We start from the raw sequence: 23,857 nt of genomic DNA, 5'->3' as shown, positions 1-23,857 counted from the left end.
ATGCTGATCGACGAATGTTTCGGCGGCCCCGGCCTGGCGCCGCCGCTGACCTGGACCGACGAGCCGGACGACTGGCGGCTGACGCCGGACGGGCTGGTCGTCGCTCCCGCCGCGGACACGGATTTCTGGCAGGGCACCCATTACGGCTTCCGGGTGGACCGGGGGCCGCGCCTGCTCGCCCCGGTCGGCGGCGACTTCACCCTGGAGACGGAAGTCGATTTCCGGCCGGTCCACCAGTACGACCAGGCCGGCCTGATGGTCCGGCTGTCACCCGGCTGCTGGCTCAAGACTTCCGTGGAGCACGAGCCGGACGGTCCGTCCCGGCTGGGCGTCGTCGTGACCAACCAGGGCTGGTCCGACTGGTCGACCCAGGATTTCCAGGGCGACGGGATCGCCCTGCGGGTCACGCGGGCATCCGGCGACTACACGGTCCACGCCCTGGTCGGCGGCGCCTGGACCCAGCTGCGCATCTGCCGCCTGACGGAGGACGACGGCGCGAGGCCGGTCGCGGCGGGGCTCTACGCCTGCTCGCCCCGCGGCGCCGGCTTCCGGGCGACCTTCCGGCGGCTGACCATCGCCGCCGGAAGGTCGCCCGGCCGGTGACGGCCTATGATCGTCCGGTGCCCTGACGGACGATCCTCTCGGCGTTCTGGAGGGTGATGATGCATTGCCCCCGGTTCGATTCCGCGTGGTAGCTCTGGGCCTCCTGGAGCAGACGCATCACCTGCTGGCGGTCTGCCGGCGGAAGGCTCCGGGCGTCCTGATCGAGCCCGACCCACGCCGTCGGCTCGCAGGACCCGATCGACTGGAACCTGCTCGGCGGCTCCGCGTTCCGGGTCGCGGAGGTCTGAACGGAATTCTCCTGCGCGCAGGCGCTGAGAAGGACCAACACCGCAGCGGCCTTGACGAAAAATCTCATATCCTGGATCTCCCCTAATACACGGGGCGCTCAACAGGCCTTTTCGCATTTCCTCCCAAAGCTCGAGTCGAGCGAAATTTCCCGCCGTCCGGACCTGGGGAGGGGGCAGCGGCTCTCCAGCGGAATACCTGTGCAAATCATCTTATGACATTTGGGGCATGTCCTAGTGGACATATTGCGAATGGCGTAATACCTGTTCAGTATTCGGCAGGCCTCGATCGTTGGTGCGCGCCACTTCATGCAGTTTGAAGAGGAAGTCCGATGTCCACCATGTATGTCACTGCGGAATCGCTGAATCTCCGGAGTTCTCCCTCTGATCAGGACAATAACGTGATCGGTTCCGTCTATCTCGCTCAGCCAGTGGAAACGCTGGAGGATGCGGCAGGCGGCTGGGTTCGCTGCTCGGCAAGTCTCGGGGGCGAAGAGACGAAAGGTTTTGTATCGAAGAAGTTCCTGCGCGCGCCCCTGACCAAGAACCGCGAGGCGCTGATCGCCTCCGTGCACCGCGAATACATGCGTTTTTCGCGGGGCCTCGGGAAGGAGAACGTCAAACCCTATTCGGACCATGTCGGGGAAATGTGGAAAGCGATCGGCCTTCCCCATCTCGACGGCACCGACGTGGACGTGCCGTGGTCCGCAGCCGCGATTTCCTTCATGGTGCGCAGGGCCGGGGATGCCTATGCCAAGTTCGGCTTCGCCGCGGCTCACTCCAAATACATCCACCAGGCGATCCAGGGCCGCATCAAGGAGAACAAGTCCCTGCCGTTCTGGGGGTACCGCCTGAACGAGGTCAAGCCCCAGATCGGGGACATCGTGGCGCGCGACAATCCCTCTTACGCCCCGACCGTCACTTATGACGTCGCGGCGGCCCTGGACAGCTACAGGAGCCATACCGACATCGTCGTGCATGTCGACTCCGCCAAGCAGCGCCTGCTTGCGATCGGAGGCAATGTCGGAAATTCGGTCGGTATCGCCGTTTACGACCTTGCGCCCGGTGATTTCCTGGCCGAAACCAAGCATACCTTCGCGATCCTGCGGAACAGAACCGACGACTAGGGAACCGCCATGCCGACGACGGACAGGTTCATCGCCCTTGCCCAGGCATGCGTTTGGCTTTCCGTCGCCGGTTGTGCGGCCCACCTGCCCGATACGGCGGAGGACACGCCCCCGCCAGTCGCGGTCGACCGGAAAGCCTGCCTGGAGGATACGGTCAGGCTTTCCGCCAAGGTCGATGTGCTCGACGCCCCGTCGCCGGCCGCCGCGATGGTGACGAAACTTCACCCGGACCAGCCGATCCATCTCTGCGGCGAAAGTGGCGCCTATCAGGCGGTCATGTTCGCGCGCCCGGGGGAGCCCAATGACTGCTCCCGGCGCGAGGCGGATGTTCGCGCCAGTCTTCCTCCCTGTCCGACCGGCTGGGTCAGCGCGCCGGTGCCTCGGGACCTCTTCGGGTAAACTCCTCGGACGATCGCCCTTACTCCTCCCGGAAAGCGGTGCGGAACGTGTCCCGGACCGGCTGCAGCAGATATTGCAGAAGGGTCCGCTCGCCGGTCACGATCAGGGTCTCGGCCGGCATGCCGGGCTGAAGGCGGAGGTCGCCCAGTTTCTCCAGCTGGTCCGGGGCGGCGGCGACCCGGGCCGAATAATAGAATTCCCCTGTGCGCTCGTCCTTCAGGGCATCGGCGGAGACGCGGATCACCCGCGCGTCGATCTGCGGCGTCGTCCGCATCTTGAAGGCCGACAGGATCACCTTCGCCGGCAGCCCGGCATGCACCACGTCGATGTCGCCCGGCCGTATCCTGGCCTCCACCACCAGCCGGTCGTCCAGGGGCACCAGGTCGAGCACCGGCCCGCCGGCCGGCACCACGGCGCCGGGCGCGAAATAGCGCGGATTGAGCACGGTCCCGGCTTCGGGGGCGACGAGATCGCGACGCCCCTGGCGGACCCGGGCGGCGGCCAGCTTCTCCCGCAGTTCCGCCAGTCGCATCTGGACCTCCCGCAGCTCGGCCGTAACTTCGTTCCGCCGGTCCGCGCGCATGGACAGGATCTCCATCTCGGCCTGGGCGATCGCTTCGCGGGCCTGGGCGATCCTGTTGGAAAACTCGCCCTGCTCGCCGTCCAGGCCGGCCGCCTGCCGCTGGAGGGCGAGCAGCCGCGGCTTGCGCTCCAGTCCCTTCGCGAACAGCTCCCTCACCCCGGCCAGTTCCTCCTGGATCAGGTCGAGCTGCCGCCGTCCCGCCGCCAGCTGGGCCTCGAAGGCGCTGATCTGGGAGCGGTACTGGGCGATCCGCTGGCGGGTCACCTCGGTGCGGCCTTCCAGGGACGCGCGGTAGCTCTCGAAGATGCGTTCCTGCCCGGACAGGATCTCGGCAACGGCGGCGTCGCCGCGCAGGGCCGCGAGGTCCTCCGGGAAGACCAGCGCGTCGGTGCCGTCACGTTCGGCCAGCAAGCGGGCCTCCTGGGCGGCATAGGCGCGGCGCTGGTCCTCCAGCAGGGTCACGGTGGAGCGGGTCTCCAGGTCGTCCAGGCGCATCAGCACCTGCCCGGCCTCGACCCGGTCGCCGTCGCGCACCAGGATCTCGGCGACGATGCCGCCGTCCAGATGCTGGACGGTCTTGCGGTTGGTGTCCGCCACGACGATGCCGCCGGCCACGGCGGCGCTCGACAGGGGGGCGAGGGAAGCCCAGGTCCCGAAGCCGCCGAACCCGAGGACGGCCAGCGCGGCGCCGGCCAGAAGGGCGCGTCGGACCGGCGGAAGGTCCGGGATCGCCGGGAAGCCGGCCGGAGGGAACGGATCGTTGGCGGGAACGGATGCGGTCATGATGGTGTCCTCGGTTCGCCGCACGGGGCGGCCTGGGTCCGGTCTTAAGAGGGGCGGGACGGGGCCGGCCGGCTAGACGGCGTGGACCTGCCGCTGCTTCAGGTGGTCGATCACCGCGGCGCGCGGGCCGAACAGCTGGAGGCGTCCCTCGGCGAGCACGAGGATGCGCTCCGTCTGGGCCAGCGTGCTGGGCCGGTGGCCGATCACGACCACGGTGGCGCCGCCGCGCTTCAGGGCGGCGATCGCGCGGGTCAGGGCCTCGTCCCCCTCCACGTCCAGGCTGGCGTTCGGCTCGTCCAGGACCACCAGCCTGGGGTTGCCGTAGAGGGCGCGGGCCAGCCCGATCCGCTGGCGCTGGCCGCCCGACAGCAGCGCGCCGCCGTCGCCGATCTCCGTGTCGTAGCCCTTGGGCAGCCTCAGGATCATGTCGTGGCAGTCGGCGAGCAGGGCGGCGGCCACCACCGCTTCCGGGTCGGGCGTGTGCAGGCGGGCGATGTTGTCGGCCACGGTGCCGGCGAACAGCTCGACGTCCTGGGGCAGGTAGCCGACATGGCGCCCGATGTCGTCGCGCCGCCAAGCGAAGATCTCGGCGCCGTCCAGCCGGACGCTGCCGGCCGTCGCCGGGTGCAGGCCGACCAGCAGGCGGGCCAGGGTGGACTTGCCGGCGGCGGAGGCGCCGATCACCGCCACCGCCTCGCCCGGCCTCGCGTCGAAGCTCACCCCGGACAGGACGGGCCGGTCGCCGCCCGGCGGCCGGAACACCAGGTCCTCGACGCTCAGATGACCCTTCGGCGCGGGCAGCGGCAGCCCACGGGGCCGGCGCCGGGGCCGGCCGAAGAAACCGTCCAGGCGCCGCCGCGCCGCCCGCGCGTTCGACACCTGCTTCCAGCCGCCGATCGCCAGCTCGACCGGTTGGAGCGCGCGGCTCAGGATGATCGAACCCGCGATCATGGCCCCGCCGGTCAACTCGTGACGGACGACCAGCCAGGCCCCCAGCGCCAGGATGCCGACCTGGACCATCTGGCGCAGGAACTTGGTGACGTTGAGCAGCAGGGCGCCGGTGCGGGCGGCGGCGGCCTGGTTGGCCAGGGCTTCACCATGGTCCCGGTCCCAGCGCCGCACGATGCCGGGCATCAGGTCCATGGCCTCGACCGCCTCGGCGTTGCGCAGGGCGGCGTCGGCCGTGCGCATCGCCCGGCGGCCCGCGATGCCGGCCGCCGCCAGCGGCTTCGCGGTCAGGCCGTTGTTGGCGAGCGCCAGGGCCAGCAGCGCCGCCGCCGACGCCACCGCCAGGTGGCCGAGTACGGGGTGCAGCAGGTAGATCACGGCGATGTAGACGGGAACCCAGGGCGCGTCGAACAGGAAGGTCACCCCGCCGGAGAAGAACCCCCGCAGCGCCTCCAGGTCGCGGAGCGCGTCGGCGCGCTCGTTCCGGCCGGCCAGGATGCCGTCGATCGAGCGTTCCAGCGCCGCGGCGCCGAGCCGCCGCTCCAGCCACTCGCCCAGGCCGGACAGGACCCGGGACCGGATATAATCGAGGCCGCTCATCAGGGCCAGCGCCCCGCCCGCGGCGAGCGTCAGGAAAACCAGGGTGGCGAGGCTGCCGGAGGCGAGGACCCGGTCGAAGACCTGCATCATGTAGAGCGACGAGGTCAGCATCAGGATGTTGATCAGCAGGCTGAATCCCGCGATCCACAGCAGGGGCCGGCGGCACCGCGCGAGCGCGCCGGCCAGCGCCCCGGCCAGGGGGTCGTCATGTATCATGGTCAGGTGCTCCAGCGGGCATGTCCCGGACAGGACCGGGCCCGGAAACGCTCCGGACCCGGCCGTCTTCCCCGTCCCTACCGCCTTCCGGCGGAGATCAGGCGATCCAGTGGATGGTGTCGATCCCTTTCTGGAAATCCGTGATCACGTCGTGCTTGTCCACGTAGAAATGGTCGGCGCCGCTGCCGCCGGTCAGCGTGTCCTTGCCCGCGCCGCCGTAGATCTTGTCGTTGCCATGCCCGCCGCTGATGTGGTCGTCGCCCGCGTCCCCCTTCAGGATGTCGTGCGCGGAGCCGCCGGCGAGCCAGTCGTGGCCGTGGCCGCCATAGGCCGTGACCTTGATGTTGGTATGGGAGGCGTCCAGCTTGTCGTTGCCCGAGCCGCCGCTGAAGACGGCTTCCTTCAGGCTGGTGCCCGCCATGTTGCCGATCTTCAGCTTGTCGTGGCCGCCGCCGCCGTTGACCTCCAGCTTCTCGATGTTCTTGTCGGTCAGCTTGAACGGCACGAGGTTGACGCGGTCGAACACGAAGCCGGAGCCGTTGGCCTTGACCACGAACTCGTCGCCGGCGGCGTTGGCGCCGTTGACCACCTGGGTGTCGTAGCCCGAGCCGCCGTCGTTGAAGTCCGACCCGTCGCCGTTGTTCCAGACGATCGTATCGTTGCCATGGCCGCCATTGTGCTTGTCGGTGCCGCGGCCGCCGACCAGCACGTCGTTGCCGCCGTCGCCGTTCAGCACGTCGTCGGCGGAGCCGCCGAGCATCGTGTCGTTGCCCGAGCCGCCGTTGGCCTTGACGGGGATGTTGGTGGCGCTGGCATCCAGGAAGTCGTCGCCGTGCCCGCCGTTGAAGAGGACCTCCTTCAGGCTGGTCCCGGTCATGTCGCCGATCTTCAACGTGTCGTGGCCGCCGCCACCGTTGACTTCCAGCTTCTCGATGTTCTTGTCGGTCAGCTTGAACGGCACGAGGTTGACGCGGTCGAACACGAAGCCGGAGCCGTTGGCTTTCACTACGAACTGGTCGCCGTCGGTGACCGAGCCGTTGACGATCTGGGTGTCGTGGCCCGAGCCGCCGTCGTTGAAGTCGGAGCCATCGCCGTTATTCCAGACGATCTTGTCGTGGCCGTGGCCGCCATTGTGCTTGTCGCTGCCCCGGTTGCCGATCAGGGTGTCGTTGCCGCCCTTGCCGTTCAGGATGTCGTCGCCGTCGAGGCCGACGATGACGTCGTTGCCGTTGGTGCCGTCGAGGATGTCGTTGCCGTTGGTGGGATTGGCCATGTGTGGTCCCCTTGGAACAGGCCCGCGTCGGGGCCGGTGTTGAAATCTGGGGCGCCTGGCGCGGACCTCTTCCGGCCGGTCCAGGATCCCGGTTCCCGCAATCTCGATCCGGAGCGTTGCGGACGGCCAAAGTGATAGCCCAAGGATTTGTCCTGGATATTTCCGGTGACCGGGAATGATGTTTCAGTTGTATCGGCGAACACTGGAGCATCTCTCGAAAGATATCGGATATGTTCCGTGGCGCAGGCCGGTGTTCCTTTATCGTCCGTGGTCCCGCACCGCCGCCGGCCGCGGCAGAAGCGTTAATCCGGGCGGACCGCGCAAGGTTGGAGGGCGCCGCCTGTTGGCCGACGCAGAGCGCGGAAGCCAGATCCGAGGGGGATTTCAATGACTGCGTATCGGGAGATCCGGGAGACCCGGCCGGAGCCATGGCGGCACGCCGACGGGACGGGCGAGCGGCTGGCCCGGGGGCTGGGCTGGTTCAGCCTGGCGCTGGGGCTTGCGCAGGTCGCGGCACCCGCGGGGATGGCGCGGCTGATCGGGGTGCCCGACGAGGAGGAGAACGTAACCGCGATGCGGGCGGTCGGCCTGCGGGAGATCGCCAGCGGGCTCGGCATCCTGGCCACCCGCCGGCCGGCCCGCGCCGGTTGGGTCTGGGCCCGGGTCGGCGGCGACGCGATCGACTTGGCGCTGCTGGGCAGGGCCTGGGCCTCGGACCGCTCCGACACGGAAAGGGTCGCCGCGGCCACCGCCGCGGTGGCCGGCGTCATGGCCCTGGACCTGCTGTGCGGTCGCCGCCTGGACGATCCGGACGGCCGCCGCCGATAGGCCGCCGCTGATAGACCATGTGGGCGGGACCGGCTCCCGCCCTTACTCCAGCGCGCCCAGCGAGGGCGCCTTCGAGCGGACTTCGCCGACGGCGTCGAACAGCGTCCTGGTCAAGCCGCTCGCATTGCCCAGCGCCGGGCTGCGGGCGGTCAGGGCATAGCGCGACCGGGCGTCGTCCAGGCCGGTCAGGCCGTCGTGGCTCGGGTTCCGCACGATGTTCGCGACGTCGTACCGGCTGACCGGCACGTCGAATTTCTGCGGGAAGGTCGGCAGGCCGTTGCGCTCATACTGCTTGAACAGCCCCGCCCACAGCTGCGGGCCGACGCTGAAGCTGCCCACGTTGCCGTCGTTCCAGGCATACATCATCGGGGTGGGTGCCGTGTGGATGACCAGATTGTCGCTGATCGTGATCTGCTGGTTGCCGCTCCGACCGCCGGCGGCGTTGTTGCCATAGGTCAGGCGGAAGGCCGTGTAGGGCGAGGCGCCGACGATGGTGTTGTGGTAGATGGCGCCGCGCACCACGCCCCGGACCTCGATGGCGGAGTCGTCGTAGTCCGCGATGATGTTGTTGCGGGCGATCTGGTCCACGCCTTCCTGCGAGGCGAAATCCGGGTCGAAATACTGCCCGCCGCTGTTGCCGCCCAGCATGAGCGCCGAATTGCCCCGGATGCCGCTGATCAGGTTGCCCTCGATCAGGACCTGGGAGGAGCCGCCCTTGAAGAAGATGCCGGAGTTGCCCTGGGTCGGGTTGTGGATCCAGTTGTTCCTGACCACGGCGGTACGCACGCCGACGCCGTCCACGACGGCATTGTTGATCGGCTGCTGAAGGTCGGAGTCCTCGATATAGACGTTCTCGACGTCGGCCTTGATCTGGTTGTTCCGGTTGATCTTGATCGCCGCCCCGGCACCCGTCTTCAGCGAATGGATCTTCATGCCGCGCACGATGATGTTGCGGATCGATCCCTGCCACGGGGAGATATGGATGTTGTCCCCCAGGCCGTTGACGATCTCCAGCCCTTCGACCACGACGTTGGACGCGGTGATCTGGAACGACCCGGTGTTGTTCAGGTCGAGCGTCGGCGTCGCCCCCGCCGCCGCGCGCACGGTGATCCACTGCGCCGGCGTGCCGGAGTTGAGGATGACGAAGCCCCTCGAAGCCTTGTAGACTCCCTCGTGGATCTCGACCACGTCGCCAGGCTTGGCCCGGTTCAGCGCATCCTGGAGCGACTGCCCGTTGTGGACCGGGATGGTCCTGGCCCCGGTGCCCTGGGGTTCCGGCGTCCGGAACCAGGCTGGGTCCACGGTGTTGGCCTGTGTTTGCGCCTGTGTCTGGGCCTGTGCGGGACTGGCGACCTGGACTGCGCAGGTCATCGACGCGGCGGCGACAAGCAGCGTAAGACGGGATCTGGTTTTCATGGAATAACGCCTGCACCCTCGATCAGCGGTGCCCGGGTTCTAAGCAGTTTTGTGGAGCATTAATGGATCATTTCGCTATTACAAGTTTCGTCCCGGATAGGACAAAATAGGGCCGCCCCGGGCGGGAACAGCATGACCCTGGAATTGCCTTTCCGGACAAGGTTTTCATTGCGCGACGACATCGAGCGTCTGGGCATCCGCCCCGGCGACGACGTCATGGTCCACGCCGCCATGAGCCGCGTCGGGCGGCTGCTGAACGGCCCCGACGCGCTGATCGGCGCGCTGCTCGACGCGGTCGGCGGCATGGGCGGCCCGGGTGGAACCATCCTCGCCTATACCGACTGGGACGCCCGGTACGACGAACTCCTGGATCGGGACGGACGCGTTCCCGAGGCGTGGCGCGCCCACGTGCCTCCCTTCGACCCCCTGGCCTCGCGGGCGGCCCGGGACAACGGAATCCTGGCGGAGTTCGTCCAGACCTATCCCGGCAGCCGGCGGAGCGGCAACCCGGGGGCATCCGTCGCCGCGATCGGCGCTGACGCGGCGTGGTTCACCGCCGACCATCCGCTCGACTACGGCTACGGCGAGGGATCGCCCCTGGCGAAACTGGTCGCCGCGCGCGGCAAGGTGCTGATGGTCGGCGCGCCGCTGGACACCATGACCCTGCTGCACCATGCCGAGCACCTGGCGCGCATCCCGGGCAAGCGCGTCCGCCGCCACGAGGTCCCGTTCGCCACGCCGGCCGGGACCGTGTGGCGCATGGTCGAGGAGTTCGAAACCGCCGATCCGGTCGTCCCCGGCCTTGAGGAGGACTATTTCGCCACCATCGTGGAGGAGTTCCTGGCGGCCGGCCGGGGTGCCCGGGGGCTGGTCGGGGACGCGCCCGCGACGCTGGTGGATGCGGCGGAGATCACGGATTTCGCGGTCGGGTGGCTGGAGCGAAGGGTCGGCTGAGGGGGGCGGCGAATGTCGCGGGCGCTCATCATTCATTTTCCGTCAGGGAATCCAGGAGTGAGATCAGCGGCGGAAGCTCCTCGGTCACAGTTCTCCAGACGATGTTACGGTCGACGTCGAAATACGCGTGGACCAATCGGTTCCGCATGGCGACGATCGATGCCCATGGTACGGCGGGAGCTGCGGCGCGTGTTTCAGGGGAGACCCGCGAGGCGGCCTCCCCGACAACCTCGACGGCGCGGAGCAAGGCGAACAATAGCATCTCGTTGTTGTCGAGATCCTCGCGCCGGCGCCCGGTGACGAAGCGCAAGGCCGTGTTCGCCGCCTCGATCATGTGCAGGACGCGGATCCTATCCTCCGGCGGCATACTGCACCTCGGCCGCCTGCACCACGGCGTTGCGGAAATGGTGGCTCAGCTCCTCAGGGGTGCGGAGATCCACGGGCCGCCCGTCCGCCAGGGCGGAAAGCCGGGCCTGGAGTTCGCCCAGCGCCAGATAGCCCGGTTCCCGCCCCGGCGCGAATTCCACCAGCAGGTCGATGTCGCTGTCCGGCCGCGCCGTCCCTTTCAGGGTGGAGCCGAACAGGGACAGCCGGCGGACATGGAAGCGTCGGCACAGCGCCTCAAGGGCGGCGCGGTCGGAAAACAGGCGGCCCGGCACAGCATCTCCTCCTCTTTCCCGGGGCAATCCGCCCGGTGACCCATAGCCCCCTTGGCGACCAAGCCCGGCTTCCGCTGCTCGGTGGACATGGGAGGACTGACTCATCCGAAGAGTTCCCATCTCGGCACCCAAGGCGAAACTCGCACCCGGAGAATACACTTTCCCGACGTTCAAGGCTGCGGCCACAACGGGCGGCCTGACGCGCACTGTATACGACACCTGGATATGGCACCACTTCACATGCAAGCGCTTGACCTGCCGTTCTTTCCCGGAGACGATGCCCGGCATCGCGTTCAGTACGGCCTGCGGCGGCGCCTTGCCCCTCCGTGGTGCCATTCCTGTTCCTGCCTTGGTATCGCCGGATCGGGTCCGGAGCGCCGTTTACCGGATCGGCGGCTTTTGGTCTGATGGAACACGTCTTCGAAGACACCGTCGAGGCCACTCCAGGTTCTCCTGTTCTCCCGCGCATCGGCAGCGCGGTGCACCGGGTATCCGAGCAGAGGTGGAGAGGCGGGAACCGGCTTCGAGCCTTCGCCGCTTGGCAAGGCGAGTCTCCGCGGCCTGCCCCTGGTCTTCCTCGTTGACGTACCCGCCAATGTTCCGTATCTTCCGTAAGATTTAGGAGATAGCTTATGTCCCACTCCGTCACGGCGGGCGATGTCCAGAAGAACTTCGGCCGTTATCAGGATCAGGCGCTGGTCGAACCGGTTATCGTGACCAAGTACGGCCGTCCTAGCGTGGTGATCCTGTCGGCCGGCGAATACGAGCGCCTGAGGCGGCTCGACCGACAGGCACTGGCGGTCACCGAACTCAGTGAAGACGATATCGCGGCGATCGAAACGGCGCGCATTCCGGACGAGCACCGGTACCGCAGCGACGACCTGCCGTGATCTCCCGTCCGTGAACGCATAGATGCCGCTGCCGACTCCTGCGCCCGGTCTCGTCATCCGCTACGACTATCTTTGGCGGCACGAGCACTATCGCGGTCAGGAGGAAGGAGTGAAGAACCGCCCCTGCGCCATTGTGCTGACGGCGCGGCAACAGGATGGCGACTTGGTGGTGACCGTGGTCCCGGTCACGCATCGGCCGCCAACCGATCCTGCCACCGCCGTGCTTCTGCCAATGAAGGTCAAGCGGCACCTTGGTCTCGATGCCGAGGCGTCATGGATCATCGCCGACGAAGTGAACCGTTTCGTCTGGCCAGGACCGGACCTGCGTCCAGTCTCCCCGGCCCGTCCCGACCGCTTCGAATACGGATTCCTGCCGGAGGACGTATTCGAGACGCTGCGCCGCAGGATCGTCGAAGTCCACCGTTCACGGCGCCTGACCGTCATCGCGCGTTCAACCTGAACCGATCCTTGTCGGGAAGTTGACCCTTGCAGCTTGCAACTTCAATAATTTGAGCTTGATCATCGGGTGAATGGCTGAAGCTGGCCGACGCGGCGGCGGTGCTGAACGACGACTTCACGATGAGCGCCGGCCTGACTCAGGAGAAGCCGGCCTGGAAGGTTGTAGCTGTAAGCGTCACGTGGGCATCAAGCGGCGGATACAGTTCGAACGCACTCGGCTCGCGCGAGAAGTTCCAGAGCCGGAATAGGCACCATTCCAAACGACGCTCGTCAGCGACAGCCAGTTCGTTCCGGGTCAGGTCCTCCGGTCGGCTGCGCCCTTCCCTACGGGCCTGACCCGGAACTGGCGCTCCTACACCACGCCGTGGGACACGATCCGGGGACCGATGGCATTGCCACTTTGACGATATAACAATTCATGATATGCTATTTTTTAGCAGTATTTTCGTATCGATATAGGTTCAGACGCGAAAATGAAAACCGTTCTAAAAAGCCTGATCATCTTCACCGCTATCACGTTCGCGGATATGCTGTACAACAGTTCGGCGCCGGGTGTGGTTGCGATTGGGTCCGGCCTCCTTTGCTGGCTGATCGGCGGCGTCGTCACGCTGTTCTGGTATGCCGTGGACCGTCGCAAGAGTGATGGTTCTAGGTTGGCCGGCTGGGCCGTCGTGTCCGGGCTCGTCTATGTCATCGGGTTAGCCGGCGGCGCATGATCAATTCAGCATCTGCATGAGTTGGTCGGTGCGCTCGGTCGCCGGGATCAGTCCTCCGGGATCGGCCGTTCCTGCACCTTCAGGATCGCCCGCAAGCGGTGCTGCTCGTCTGTCGGAAGCCGGGATAGCCGCTTCTCCCGGTTCCGCATTTCCTCGGCCGCCAGGATCAAGCCTTCGCTCATCAGGCGCCGCATCGTTGCCACCGACAATCTGTCGGATGTCGCCGATGGTGCCGCGGACGATATCGGCGAGCTTTCCGCCGCTGCGGAGTTGACGGGCGCGGGCTGTGACTGCATCGCGAGAGAGGGATCGTTGTCTGACACGGCGGGAGAACCTCTCAACGAACAGTTTCCGGGATTATGGCGCGATATCCGCTCCGCCCGTCAATCGTTCGCCGTTGTCCGTGTCAAATCGCCCACAGCCGCGTTGTGATGTGGGGCTAAATGAGGGGATGAAACCTGATCCGCTCAAAAACTCGTTTCGGAACAGCGGCTTACCCAATGCGAATGGCGGATGGGGTGGGATTCGAACCCACGGTGAGCTTGCACCCACGGCGGTTTTCAAGACCGCTGCCTTAAACCGCTCGGCCACCCATCCGGCAGGGGTTGAGTAGCCCAGGTGGCGGGCGGGTTCAAGTGCGGCTTGCGGGGCGGCCACTCGGGCGAACACTCCCGCAAAAAAAGGCCCCGCAGCGGGTGACGCGCGGGGCCCAAGTCTTAGGGAGGAAACGCAACCATGTGCGTGATCCCAGTTCTAGGTTAGAATCCTTTCAAATTCGTTAACCATAACCTCTCCATGGTATTTTTCCGCTCAGGCCGGCGGCAGGAAGTCCTCGCGCAGCGGGGTGAAGACGTCCAGCAGGATGCCGGGCTCGACGTTGACGGCGCCGTGCAGGGCGTCGGAGGGCACGACGAAGCTGTCGCCGGCCGACAGGCGCTCGGTGCGGCCGGCGATGGTGATGTCGAAGACGCCGCTTTCCACCAGGCTGCACTGGGTATGCGGGTGGCGGTGCGGGGTGCCGACGGCGCCGGCCTCGAAGGCGACCCGCGCCATCATGATCGTCTCGTCGTAGCACAGGATCTTGCGGCGCAGCCCTTCGCCGACACTCTCCCAGCCGACCTCGGCGTCCTTCAGGAAGATGTCGCTGCCGCGCTTCGCGTCCTGGTTTGATCCGGTTTCCATGTCCCTCGCTCCTCTCTTGTCGATCTAAGACCTCACCGGACGAGCCAGCCGCCGTCCACCGGCAGCACCACGCCGTGGACATAGTCCGACGCCGCGGAGGCCAGGAAGACCGCGGCGCCGCCCAGGTCCTCCGGCTTGCCCCAGCGGCCGGCGGGGATGCGGCCCAGGATGTCGGCGCTGCGCTTGGGGTCCTCGCGGAGCGCCTGGGTGTTGTTGGTGACGAAATAGCCCGGCGCCAGCGCGTTCACGTTGATCCCGCGCGCCGCCCATTCGCAGGCCAGCAGCCGGGTCAGGCCGGCCAGCCCGCTCTTGGATGCCGTGTAGGACGGGATCCGGATGCCGCCCTGGAAGGACAGCATCGACGCGATGTTGATGATCTTCCCCGGCCGCCCGGCCTCCAGCAGCCGGCGGGCGAAGGCCTGGGACAGGAAGAAGGCGGACTTCAAGTTGACGTCCATGACGGCGTCCCAGTCCTCCTCGGTGAAGTCGATCGCGTCGGCCCTGCGGATGATCCCGGCATTGTTGACCAGGATGTCGGCCCGGCCGCTCCAGCCCACGGTTTGCTCCACGATGCCGGCCAGCGGCTCGGTGGAGCCCAGGTCGGCCCGGATCTCCAGGAACGGCGCGCCGGTTTCGGCGACCAGGCCGGCCGTTTCGTCCATGGACGAGCGGCCGACCGCGGCGATGCCGGCGCCGGCCCGGGCCAGCGCCACCGCGATCCCCTGGCCGATGCCGGTGTTCGCCCCGGTCACGATCGCCGTCAGCCCGGCAAGGTCGAACGGGGTTCCGGGCGATGTTCCGGGCGAAGTCCCCAGCGAAGTCATGGCGTCCCCTCCCTCAGCGCAGCTCGGCCATGGGCACCATGTCCATGTCGGTGAAGTCCTGGTTGTCGCCGGCCATGGCCCAGATGAAGGTGTAGTTGCTGGTGCCGACGCCGCTGTGGATCGACCAGCCCGGCGACAGCACGGCCTGCTCGTTGGCGATCACCATGTGCCGGGTCTCGGTCGGCTCGCCCATGAAGTGGAAGACGCGCCCGTCCTGCGGCAGGTCGAAATACAGATAGACCTCGGACCGCCGGTCGTGGGTGTGGCACGGCATGGTGTTCCACATGTTGTTCGGCTTCAGCACCGTCATGCCCAGCACCAGCTGGCAGGACCGGCAGACCTCGGGGTGGATCATCTGGTAGATGGTCCGGTCGTTGGACTGGGCGATGTCGCCCAGGGTCACCTTGCGGGCCTGCTCCAGCGAGATCTTCATGGTCTCGTGCCGGGCGTGGGCCGGCGCGCTGACCAGGTAGAACTTGGCGGGGTTGGCGGCGTCGGCGCTCTCGAACCGCACGTCCGCGCTGCCCATGGCGACGTAGAGCCCGTCGCGCGGGGCCAGCTCGAAGGCCGTGCCGTCCACCACGACCCGCCCGGCGCCGCCCACGTTGACGACGCCCAGCTCGCGGCGCTTCAGGAAGGTGTCGGAGCCGATCTCCTTGGAGGACTCCAGCGTCAGCGGGCCGGCCACCGGGGTGGCGCCGCCGACCACCAGCCGGTCGATGTGGCTGTAGGTCAGGGCGATCTCGTCGGCCTCGAACAGCGACGGGATCAGGAACTGCTCGCGCAGGGTCTCGGTGTCGAAGGTGCGGACGGCATCCGGGTGGGATACCTGCCTGACGGAAATCTTCATCACGGGGGTCCTGTCTCTGTCGTAGTCGGATTGGGGTCGGATCGGGGTCGGATCGGGGTCGGATCGGGGTCGGTTCAGTTCGCGAACATCTTCGGCAGGAAGAGCGAGATCGCGGGGATGTAGGTCACCAGCATCAGGGTCACGATGCAGGCGATGTAGAACGGCCAGATCGTCCGCACGGCCTGCATGATCGGGATCCGGCCGACGGCGCAGCCGACGAACAGCACCGATCCGACCGGCGGGGTGCACAGCCCGATGCCCAGGTTCAGCACCAGGATCACGCCGAAATGGACCGGGTCCATGCCGAACGCGGTGACCACCGGCAGGAAGATCGGCGTGGTGATGATGATCAGCGGCGACATGTCCATGAAGCAGCCGAGGAACAGCAGCACGATGTTGAGCAGCAGGAAGATCACCAGCGGATTGTCGCTGAGCGACTGCATGAACTCCACCGTCGCGGCCGGCACCTGGAGCAGCGCCAGCAGCCAGCCGAACGAGGCCGCGGCCCCGATCACCAGCAGCACCATGGCCGTGGTCCGCGCGGCCGCCAGGGTCGCGGCGACGAAGTCGGTCCAGCTCAGGCTGCGATAGACCAGCAGCGTGATCAGCAGCGCGTAGACCACCGCGATCATCGAGCTTTCGGTCGCCGTGAAGACGCCGGACCGCACGCCGCCGACGATCACCAGGATCAGCAGCAGCCCCGGCACCGCGTTCAGGAAGATCGACAGCAGCGCGGGGAAACCCGGGAACGCCTCGGCCGGATATCCCCGCCTGCGGGCCACGATATAGGCCGCGACCATCAGCAGGACCGCCAGCAGCAGCCCCGGCAGGATGCCGGCGGTGAACAGGTCGGCGATCGAGATCATGCCGCCGGCCGAGATCGAGTAGATGATCATGTTGTGGCTGGGCGGGATCAGCAGCGCGATGATCGCCGCCGTGACGGTGATGTTGACCGAATAGTCCACGGCGTAGCCGCGCGCCTTCATCTGCGGGATCATCAGCCCGCCGACCGCCGAGGCGTCGGCCACCGCCGACCCCGACACGCCGCCGAAGAAGGTGCTGGACATCACGTTGACCAGACCCAGCCCGCCGCGCAGGTGGCCGATCACGCCGGCCGCCAGCCGCACCAGCTTCTCCGCGATGGCGCCGCGCACCATCAGCTCGCCGGCGAAGATGAAGAACGGGATCGCCATCAGGGCGAAGGCGCTCATGCCCGACGCCATGCGCTGGAACACGATCAGCGGCGGCAGGCCCATATGGACGATGGTCGCGAAAGACGCGATGGCGAGCACGAAGGCGATCGGCACGCCCAGCACCAGCAGCACCGCGAAGGTGCCGAACAGGATGGTGAGTTCCATGGAGGCGTCTCCTTCAGTCCGCGGTGGGCATCACGGCGCCCGGCGCGTGCGCCTGGGCAAGGGATTCGGCGCCGCCCATGGCTTTCCGCTCGACCAGCAGGATCAGCGCGCGCTCGATCGAGAACAGCACGATCAGGGTGCCGGACACGACCAGCGCCAGGTAGTTCATGCCTTCGGGAATGCCCAGCACGGGGACGATGGCGCTCCAGGTGCCCAGCACCAGCTCCAGCCCGTACCAGGCCATGGCGCCGCCGAACAGGCCGACGATGACGTAGCTGAACAGGTCCATGGCGACCCGGACCGGCTCCGGCACCGTGTCGCGGATCAGGTCGAGCCCGAGATGGAAACGCTCGCGCACGCCCACGGCGGCGACCAGCAGGATGAACCAGAGCATCAGGAACAGCGACACCGGCTCGGTCCAGCTCGGGGTATCGCCGACCACGAAGCGGCCCCAGACCTGCCACGCGATGGCGGCGGTCATGGCGACCAGGCCGAACCCGCCGGCCCACAGGGCGAGGCGGGTCAGCACGTCGAGCAGGCGGGAGAACGCGGCAAGCGCGGGTTTCATGCGAACCTCCGCAGGGGCCGCCGTGCCGGACCCGGTCGGGTCGGCATGGCGGCTCGGCATGGCGGGAAAGGGGGACCGCGCATCAGGGCGCGGCCCCGCCTGGCGGTGCTGCCTTACTTGACCGCGCGGATGCGCTCGACCAGGTCCTTCAGCTTGGCGTCGGTGATGTGCTTGGCGTAGACCGGCTCCACCGCCTTCTCGAAGACGGCCTTGTCGACCTCGTTGACCTGCACGCCGGCGGCCAGCACCTCGGCCTCGGCGGTCTTCTCCCGGGCCTGCCACAGCTCGCGCATCTTCGCGACCGACTCCTTGGCGGCCCGGCGGATCAGCGCCTGGTCCTCGGCGGTCTGCTTGTCGAACACCCGCTTGGACATCACCAGCACTTCCGGCGACATGGAGTGCTGGGACAGCGAGTAGAACTTGGCCTGCTCGAAGTGGCGCTGGCTCTGGTATGTGGGCCAGTTGTTCTCGGCGCCGTCGACCACGCCGGTCTGGATCGCGCTGTAGACCTCGCCCGACGGCATCGGGGTGGCGCTGCCGCCCAGGGCCTTGATGGTGTCGATGAAGACCTCGGACTGGATCACGCGGATCTTCAGGCCCTTCATGTCGTCCAGCGTCCTGATCGGGCGCTTGCTGTTGTAGAAGCTGCGGGCGCCGCTGTCGTAGAAGGCGAGGCCGACCAGCCCCTGGGACTCGAAGGTCTTCAGGATCTCGTCGCCGATCGGGCCGTCCACCACGGCATGCATGTGCTCGACCGAGCGGAACAGGAACGGCATCGACGGGACGCGGGTCTCGGGGATCAGGCCGTTCAGCGGGGCCAGGTTGATCCGGTTCATGTCGATCACGCCGAACTGGGTCTGCTGGATCGTGTCCTTCTCGTCGCCCAGCTGGGCCGAGCTGAACATCTGGACGCCGAGCCGGCCGTTGGTCTCCCGCGCCAGGATCTCGCCCATGTACTTGACGGCCTCGACGGTCGGGTAGCCGTCGGGATGGATGTCGGCCGACCGGAACTTCACCTGCTGGGCCTGGGCGCCGCCGGTCGGGACCGCCACGGCGGCCAGGGCTATGAGGGCCGCGGAGGCCATCAGCTTCAGGGTCCGCCGCTTCAGGGTCCGGCCGTTGATCGTCGTCTTCATTGTCGTTTCCTCGATTGATTGCTTCTATCGGTCCGTGTCTTCGCTGGCCGGCCCGGCTTCCGCCGTGTCAGCCGCCCGCTCCCTCCGGCCTGTCGGAGAAGAAGAAGGGATTGTTCTCCCGGATGTCGCCGATGCTCGCGCGCAGGCTCTCCAGGTGCGCCGCCATCATCTCGGCCGCGCGGGCCGGGTCGTGGGCCTCGATCGCGTCGACGATGGCGGTGTGCTCGATGATCACCGACCGGATGCGGCCGGGAACGGGAAGGGTCAGCAGCCGGTACCGGTCCACCTGGACCTTGACCTGCCGGGTCAGGGTCCAGAAGCCGGGGCAGCCGGCGGCGTCGGCGATCAGCGCGTGGAACGCCTCGTCGGCCTCGTGGAAGCCGCCGGCGTCGGCGCCGTCGCTCATCTCCCGCTGAAGTTCCAGGTTGGCGCGAAGCTTGGCCACCTGCGACCGCGTCGCCTGGGCGGCGGCGTAGCGCACCGCCGCCTCCTCCAACGCCTTGCGGATCAGGATGGCTTCCGGCAGCTCGGCGACCGGGATGCGCGACACGAAGGAGCCGGACTGCGGGAAGATGTCCACCAGCCCCTCGTCGGCCAGGCGCAGCAGCGCCTCGCGCACCGGCGTGCGGCTGACGCCGTGGTCCTGGGCGATCCGCTTCTCGACGATCGGCTCGCCGGGCTTGCGGCGCATCGACACGATCTCGGCCCGCAGCTCGCGGTAGATCGCGGCGGAGACGGTGGCGCCCCGCAGCGCCGCGCTGGGCAGCGCCGGCTTGGGCGCGGTCCGGGTGCGCGGCTTCGGGGAGGCCGCGGGCGCTTCGGCGGTCCCGCCGCCGGTCTCGTCCAATCCTGAAGTCATCCGCTGCGCTTCCTCCGGCTGCCGTTATTCCCCCATGGGGCGGGCTGCTCTGATGTCGGAGATGATATACTAATATATCAGTTTGCGGCAAGCGCCTTTCTCGGCTCCATCCGGACACCCCCGTATGGGGACAGGACAGTCTGTAATCCGCTCGGCGAATCGTCCTAGTCGGCATCTATCGAAAGGAGTATATAGGGGTCTTGCGGCAAAACCGCCCGATCGGGGGCGGCCGGGTTCGAGGTTCGGAAGATGGCGCTTGCGCGGGCCACGATAATTTTTGACACTTCGCACTGCGGCATAGACCCGATCCAAGGGCGAAGGGGCACGGCACGCCCCTGCAGGCGCGAAGGCGATCGACCTTCGTCATGCCGCTCAGTGCAGCATGAAGCCGCCGTTCCCGTCACAACAGCCCGGCCGGCCCGCGTCAGCGGGCGGCGCACAAGGGCAGGGGGCCGGCGCACCGGGAAGGGTCTGAGGTGATACTGGGGTTGAACCCGCCATCATCGGTGGCGGGATGACTTGATCTGTCCCTGATTGCCTTGAGGAAAGGGTTCTGCCCATGGCCGGAGCGACACGCCACAACCAATCGAGCGTTGAACTCTTCGCTATCTATGAAGTCAGCAAGATCCTGAGTTCCTCACTCGACCTGCAGCAGACGCTGCGCGAGGTGCTGAGGCTGTTGTCGTACCATCTGCAAATGCAGCGCGGGCGCATCTGCCTGCTGACCGACGACAGCACGCTCCGGCTGATCGCGGCGCTCGGCATGTCGCAGGAGGAGATGGAGCGCGGCCAGTACCGCGCCGGGGAGGGCATCGTCGGGCGGATCGTCAAGACCGGCATGCCGGCCGTGGTGCCCAACCTGGCCGACGAGCCGCTGTTCCTCAACCGCACCGGCGGGCGCAACGACATCGCCGAGGTGGTGATCAGCCTGGTCGGCGTGCCGATCAAGGCGGCCGGGGAATGCATCGGCGTGCTGACCATCGACCGGATCAGCGACGAGGGCTATGCCGGCAACTTCGACAGCGACGTCCGCCTGCTGACCATGGTCGCCAACCTGATCGGCCAGACCGTGCGCCTGCACCGCACCGTCGCCGAGGAGCGGCGCTTCATGATGCGGGAGAAGTTCCGCCTCCAGAAGGAAGTGTCCAAGGTCGACTACCAGGTCGACAACGTGGTGTGCAGCAGCAAGCGCATGCAGGAGGTGCTGGCCCAGGTCCACCGGGTGGCGCCGTTCCGCTCCACCGTGCTGATCCGCGGCGAGAGCGGCACCGGCAAGGAGCTGATCGCCCGCGCGATCCACATGCTCAGCTCGCGCAAGGAACAGCCCTTCATCCGGATCAACTGCGCGGCGCTGCCGGAGAGCCTGCTGGAATCCGAGCTGTTCGGCCACGAGCGCGGCGCCTTCACCGGCGCCAACCGCGACCACAAGGGCCGGTTCGAGCTGGCGACCGGCGGCACCCTGTTCCTGGACGAGATCGGCGACATCTCGCCCTCGTTCCAGGCCAAGCTGCTGCGCGTGCTGCAAGAGCAGGAGTTCGAGCGGGTCGGCGGCACCCGGACCATCAAGACCGACGTGCGGATCATCACCGCGACCAACGTCAACCTGGAGGAGGCGGTCGCCCAGGGCAAGTTCCGCGCCGACCTCTATTACCGCATCAACGTGGTGACCATCTTCCTGCCGCCGCTGCGCGAGCGGAGCGACGACATCCCGCTGCTGGCCAACCATTTCGTCCAGAAGTTCAACCGCGAGAACCAGCTCAACGTGGCGCTCCACGACGACGCGCTGGACATCCTCAAGAAATGTCCCTGGCCCGGCAACGTGCGCGAGCTGGAGAACTGCATCGAGCGGGCGGCGACCCTGTGCCGCGACGGGGTGATCTGGGACCTGGACCTGTCCTGCCAGATGAACCTCTGCTACTCCTCGACCCTGTGGCATCACCGCACGGTCACGCCGACCGCCGGCGCCTCCATCCCCGGCGCCGCGCTCCCGGTCCTTCCCCAGGCCGCCCCGGCGCGGGCGGGATGCAGCACCGGCGGCGTGCCGGGCTGTTCGGCCGCCACCGGCGGGACCTGCGCCGCCGCACCCGCGGCATTGCCGCCCAACGCCATTCCGGCCGGCAACCCCATGCCGCTGGCCCAGCCCATGCGGCCGCAGCATCCCCAGCTGCCCGCCGGCGGCCCGCCCGCCTATGCCGACCCGAACGCTTCCGCCGACGCGATGAACGACGCCGCGGTCGGCGAGCTTCTCGGCATGCGGATCGGCAACGGCGGCCCCGACGAGCCGGAATTCACCACCCCGCGCGACCGCCTGCTGTGGGCCATGGAACGCACCGGCTGGGTCCAGGCCAAGGCCGGCCGGCTGCTCGGCCTGACCACACGGCAGGTCAGCTACGCCCTGCGGAAATACAATATCGAGATCAAGCGGTTCTGACCGCCGGCGGTTCGCCGCCCGAAATCCCGCCCTTCGACGGTCCGGCGGTCAGAATAAAACGATTCTAAGAAAACCGACCTTGGCGTGTAACCTTCAGGCGGCCATATGGTTAATGCGGTGGGCCCCTCAGCCTTCTGGGCAGGCGGTCCGCCGCTAAAACCAAGCAGCTTGGGGAAAACGCCATGACTGATCAAAGACAGGGGAATCCGTCGGTGGCAGCATCGGACGGCATCCTGACCACCCGGCAGGGCCATCCGATCGCCAACAACCAGTCCACGCGCACCATCGGCGCCCGTGGCCCGGCGACGCTGGAGAACTACCAGTTCCTCGAAAAGATCACCCATTTCGACCGCGAGCGCATCCCGGAGCGGGTCGTCCACGCCCGCGGCTTCGTGTGCTACGGCGAGCTTGAGGTCACCGGCAAGATCGGCGACGAGCCGGCCTCCAAATACACCCGCGCCAAGCTGTTCCAGGAAGCCGGCAAGAAGACCCCGCTGGCGATCCGCTTCTCCACCGTGATCGGCGGCCGTGACTCCTCCGAGACCGCTCGCGACCCGCGCGGCTTCGCCGTCAAGTTCTATACCGAGGACGGCAACTGGGACCTGGTCGGCAACAACCTGGCGGTGTTCTTCATCCGCGACGCCATCAAGTTCCCTGACGTCATCCACTCGCTGAAACCCGACCCGGTCACGTTCCGCCAGGAGCCGAACCGGATCTTCGACTTCATGAGCCAGACGCCCGAATCCATGCACATGCTGACGCACCTGTTCAGCCCGCGCGGCATTCCGGCCAACTACCGGCACATGGAAGGCTTCGGCGTCAACACCTACAAGATGGTCAACGCCCAGGGCGAGACCGTGCTGGTCAAGTACCACTTCCACCCGCGCCAGGGCGTCGCCAGCCTGACGGCGGAGGAAGCGGCCAAGGTCCAGGGCCAGGAGCTGGGCTCCGCCACCAAGGACCTGTTCGAGGCGATCGAGCGCGGCGACTATCCGAAGTGGGATATGTTCGTCCAGATCATGGAAGACCATGAGCACCCCGAACTGGACTGGGACCCGCTGGACGACACCAAGATCTGGCCGGAGAAGGACTTCCCGCTCCGCCATGTCGGCGTCATGACGCTGAACCGCAACGTCCAGGACTTCTTCAACGAGAACGAGCAGATCGCCATGGGCACCGGCGTGCTGGTGGACGGGCTGGACTTCTCGGACGACAAGATGCTGGTCGGCCGGACCTTCTCCTATTCCGACACCCAGCGCTATCGCGTCGGCACCAACTATCTGCAGCTGCCGGTCAATTCGCCCAAGAACGCGAAGGTGGCGACCAACCTGTCCGGCGGGCAGATGTCCTTCTATCGCGACCTGGCGCCGGGCCAGAACCCGCACGTCAATTTCGAGCCGTCGATCCACAACGGCCTGAAGGAGACCGCGGAGGAGCAGCCCAACAACCCGCCGGAGATCCGCGGCCCGCTGACCCGCGCCGTGCTGGAGCGCCGCAACGACTATGTCCAGGCGCGCGGCCGCTTCAACACCATGATGGACTGGGAACGCGACGACCTGATCCTGAACCTGGGCACGCTGCTGGGCCAGTGCGAACGGGACGTCCAGGAACGGATGATCTGGCACTTCTTCCTGGTCCATGACGATTATGGCCGCCGCGTCGGCGAAGTGCTCGGGATCACCGCCGACGATGTCCGCAACCTGCCGCCGCTGCCCAAGCAGGTGCTGACCGACGAGGACAAGCGCCGGCTCCAGAACCTGGGCAACAACGGCGACAAGATCGACCCCAACGTTTGGGGCCAGTGGACCAGTTCCGTGAAGAACCGCAAGGCCACGGCCGAGGAGGTCCTGAGCGGGATGAAGGGTTCGTCGCAGGGAATGCGGCACGACCAAGCCGCCGAATAGGCCGGCCGCAAGACCCAGGCCCCTCTCCCCGGAAACGGGCTAATCT

General features: G+C 67.3%; 25 protein-coding genes and 1 tRNA gene. 10 read left to right on the top strand and 16 right to left on the bottom strand.

Going from position 1 to position 23,857, the window contains the following annotated elements; all coding sequences use genetic code 11:
* Positions 1-603 (top strand): DUF1349 domain-containing protein, encoded by a 603-nt coding sequence (locus JL101_RS22995; protein ID WP_203097874.1) that lies wholly within the window; start codon positions 1-3, stop codon positions 601-603.
* Between the two features lie 4 nt (positions 604-607).
* On the opposite strand, the gene JL101_RS22990 is transcribed toward JL101_RS22995, so the two are convergent.
* Positions 608-919 carry a hypothetical protein gene (locus JL101_RS22990; RefSeq protein WP_203097873.1) on the bottom strand — a complete coding sequence of 104 codons (312 nt, stop codon included), beginning with the start codon at positions 917-919 and terminating at the stop codon, positions 608-610.
* 330 nt (positions 920-1,249) lie between these two features.
* On the opposite strand from JL101_RS22990, the gene JL101_RS22985 reads away from it, so the two are divergent.
* Both JL101_RS22985 and JL101_RS22980 read left to right on the top strand, forming a co-directional pair.
* Positions 1,250-1,975: a DUF2272 domain-containing protein gene (locus JL101_RS22985; RefSeq protein ID WP_203097872.1), complete on the top strand. Its 726-nt coding sequence runs from the start codon at positions 1,250-1,252 to the stop codon at positions 1,973-1,975.
* Between the two features lie 9 nt (positions 1,976-1,984).
* On the top strand, positions 1,985-2,374 hold the full coding sequence (locus tag JL101_RS22980; protein ID WP_203097871.1) for a hypothetical protein: 390 nt from the start codon (positions 1,985-1,987) through the stop codon (positions 2,372-2,374).
* 19 nt (positions 2,375-2,393) lie between these two features.
* On the opposite strand, the gene JL101_RS22975 is transcribed toward JL101_RS22980, so the two are convergent.
* From JL101_RS22975 to JL101_RS22965, 3 genes are all read right to left on the bottom strand, one after another.
* Positions 2,394-3,740, bottom strand: coding sequence for an HlyD family type I secretion periplasmic adaptor subunit (locus JL101_RS22975; protein WP_203097870.1), 1,347 nt, complete (start codon positions 3,738-3,740; stop codon positions 2,394-2,396).
* A 72-nt stretch (positions 3,741-3,812) separates the two neighbouring features.
* Positions 3,813-5,504: a type I secretion system permease/ATPase gene (locus JL101_RS22970; RefSeq protein ID WP_203097869.1), complete on the bottom strand. Its 1,692-nt coding sequence runs from the start codon at positions 5,502-5,504 to the stop codon at positions 3,813-3,815.
* Positions 5,505-5,601: 97 nt separating this feature from the next.
* Positions 5,602-6,777 carry a calcium-binding protein gene (locus JL101_RS22965; protein WP_203097868.1) on the bottom strand — a complete coding sequence of 392 codons (1,176 nt, stop codon included), beginning with the start codon at positions 6,775-6,777 and terminating at the stop codon, positions 5,602-5,604.
* Between the two features lie 387 nt (positions 6,778-7,164).
* Here JL101_RS22965 and JL101_RS22960 point away from each other — a divergent pair, with 387 nt between their 5' ends.
* Positions 7,165-7,605 (top strand): hypothetical protein, encoded by a 441-nt coding sequence (locus JL101_RS22960; protein ID WP_203097867.1) that lies wholly within the window; start codon positions 7,165-7,167, stop codon positions 7,603-7,605.
* A 42-nt stretch (positions 7,606-7,647) separates the two neighbouring features.
* Here JL101_RS22960 and JL101_RS22955 read toward each other — a convergent pair whose 3' ends face one another.
* Entirely contained in the window at positions 7,648-9,021 is a 1,374-nt protein-coding gene (locus JL101_RS22955) for a right-handed parallel beta-helix repeat-containing protein (protein ID WP_203097866.1), read from the bottom strand.
* 168 nt (positions 9,022-9,189) lie between these two features.
* On the opposite strand from JL101_RS22955, the gene aac(3) reads away from it, so the two are divergent.
* Positions 9,190-9,975, top strand: coding sequence for an aminoglycoside 3-N-acetyltransferase (gene aac(3), locus JL101_RS22950; protein WP_267133536.1), 786 nt, complete (start codon positions 9,190-9,192; stop codon positions 9,973-9,975).
* Between the two features lie 28 nt (positions 9,976-10,003).
* Here aac(3) and JL101_RS22945 read toward each other — a convergent pair whose 3' ends face one another.
* Together JL101_RS22945 and JL101_RS22940 are read right to left on the bottom strand one after the other, a co-directional pair.
* On the bottom strand, positions 10,004-10,309 hold the full coding sequence (locus JL101_RS22945) for a HepT-like ribonuclease domain-containing protein (RefSeq protein WP_228435092.1): 306 nt from the start codon (positions 10,307-10,309) through the stop codon (positions 10,004-10,006).
* 16 nt (positions 10,310-10,325) lie between these two features.
* Complete coding sequence (locus JL101_RS22940) at positions 10,326-10,634, bottom strand: nucleotidyltransferase family protein (protein ID WP_228421036.1); 309 nt, start codon at positions 10,632-10,634, stop codon at positions 10,326-10,328.
* Positions 10,635-11,266: 632 nt separating this feature from the next.
* On the opposite strand from JL101_RS22940, the gene JL101_RS22935 reads away from it, so the two are divergent.
* The 3 genes from JL101_RS22935 (at position 11,267) to JL101_RS22925 (ending at position 12,699) form a co-directional block, all read left to right on the top strand.
* Positions 11,267-11,524 carry a type II toxin-antitoxin system Phd/YefM family antitoxin gene (locus tag JL101_RS22935; RefSeq protein WP_203097862.1) on the top strand — a complete coding sequence of 86 codons (258 nt, stop codon included), beginning with the start codon at positions 11,267-11,269 and terminating at the stop codon, positions 11,522-11,524.
* A 22-nt stretch (positions 11,525-11,546) separates the two neighbouring features.
* Positions 11,547-11,984 (top strand): type II toxin-antitoxin system PemK/MazF family toxin, encoded by a 438-nt coding sequence (locus tag JL101_RS22930; protein WP_203097861.1) that lies wholly within the window; start codon positions 11,547-11,549, stop codon positions 11,982-11,984.
* A 472-nt stretch (positions 11,985-12,456) separates the two neighbouring features.
* Positions 12,457-12,699, top strand: a complete 243-nt coding sequence (locus JL101_RS22925; RefSeq protein WP_203097860.1) for a hypothetical protein — start codon at positions 12,457-12,459, stop codon at positions 12,697-12,699.
* A gap of 47 nt (positions 12,700-12,746) precedes the next feature.
* On the opposite strand, the gene JL101_RS36560 is transcribed toward JL101_RS22925, so the two are convergent.
* From JL101_RS36560 to JL101_RS22885, 9 genes are all read right to left on the bottom strand, one after another.
* A complete protein-coding gene (locus JL101_RS36560) occupies positions 12,747-12,881 on the bottom strand; it encodes a hypothetical protein (protein WP_267133535.1) in 135 nt (44 codons plus the stop codon).
* Between the two features lie 325 nt (positions 12,882-13,206).
* Positions 13,207-13,296 (bottom strand) — tRNA-Ser (locus tag JL101_RS22920).
* Between the two features lie 213 nt (positions 13,297-13,509).
* Positions 13,510-13,881, bottom strand: coding sequence for a cupin domain-containing protein (locus JL101_RS22915; RefSeq protein WP_203097859.1), 372 nt, complete (start codon positions 13,879-13,881; stop codon positions 13,510-13,512).
* Between the two features lie 32 nt (positions 13,882-13,913).
* Positions 13,914-14,705, bottom strand: a complete 792-nt coding sequence (gene kduD, locus JL101_RS22910; RefSeq protein ID WP_203097858.1) for a 2-dehydro-3-deoxy-D-gluconate 5-dehydrogenase KduD — start codon at positions 14,703-14,705, stop codon at positions 13,914-13,916.
* A gap of 13 nt (positions 14,706-14,718) precedes the next feature.
* A complete protein-coding gene (gene kduI / locus JL101_RS22905) occupies positions 14,719-15,555 on the bottom strand; it encodes a 5-dehydro-4-deoxy-D-glucuronate isomerase (protein WP_202683736.1) in 837 nt (278 codons plus the stop codon).
* Between the two features lie 74 nt (positions 15,556-15,629).
* Positions 15,630-16,913 carry a TRAP transporter large permease gene (locus JL101_RS22900; protein ID WP_203097857.1) on the bottom strand — a complete coding sequence of 428 codons (1,284 nt, stop codon included), beginning with the start codon at positions 16,911-16,913 and terminating at the stop codon, positions 15,630-15,632.
* Positions 16,914-16,926: 13 nt separating this feature from the next.
* A complete protein-coding gene (locus tag JL101_RS22895) occupies positions 16,927-17,481 on the bottom strand; it encodes a TRAP transporter small permease (RefSeq protein ID WP_203097856.1) in 555 nt (184 codons plus the stop codon).
* A gap of 113 nt (positions 17,482-17,594) precedes the next feature.
* On the bottom strand, positions 17,595-18,617 hold the full coding sequence (locus tag JL101_RS22890) for a TRAP transporter substrate-binding protein (RefSeq protein ID WP_203097855.1): 1,023 nt from the start codon (positions 18,615-18,617) through the stop codon (positions 17,595-17,597).
* A 67-nt stretch (positions 18,618-18,684) separates the two neighbouring features.
* The gene (locus JL101_RS22885) at positions 18,685-19,476 is read right to left on the bottom strand and encodes a GntR family transcriptional regulator (RefSeq protein WP_203097854.1); all 792 of its coding nucleotides are present in this window, start codon (positions 19,474-19,476) and stop codon (positions 18,685-18,687) included.
* A gap of 559 nt (positions 19,477-20,035) precedes the next feature.
* On the opposite strand from JL101_RS22885, the gene nifA reads away from it, so the two are divergent.
* The gene (nifA, locus tag JL101_RS22880; RefSeq protein WP_203097853.1) at positions 20,036-21,907 is read left to right on the top strand and encodes a nif-specific transcriptional activator NifA; all 1,872 of its coding nucleotides are present in this window, start codon (positions 20,036-20,038) and stop codon (positions 21,905-21,907) included.
* Positions 21,908-22,089: 182 nt separating this feature from the next.
* On the top strand, positions 22,090-23,811 hold the full coding sequence (locus JL101_RS22875) for a catalase (protein WP_203097852.1): 1,722 nt from the start codon (positions 22,090-22,092) through the stop codon (positions 23,809-23,811).
* Positions 23,812-23,857 lie beyond the last annotated feature (46 nt).

The sequence above is a fragment of the Skermanella rosea genome (genome assembly GCF_016806835.2).
Classification (GTDB): Bacteria; Pseudomonadota; Alphaproteobacteria; order Azospirillales; family Azospirillaceae; genus Skermanella; species Skermanella rosea.
The sequence above is the reverse complement of the archived record's forward strand: the minus strand, read 5'-3'. Positions and strand labels throughout refer to the sequence as shown.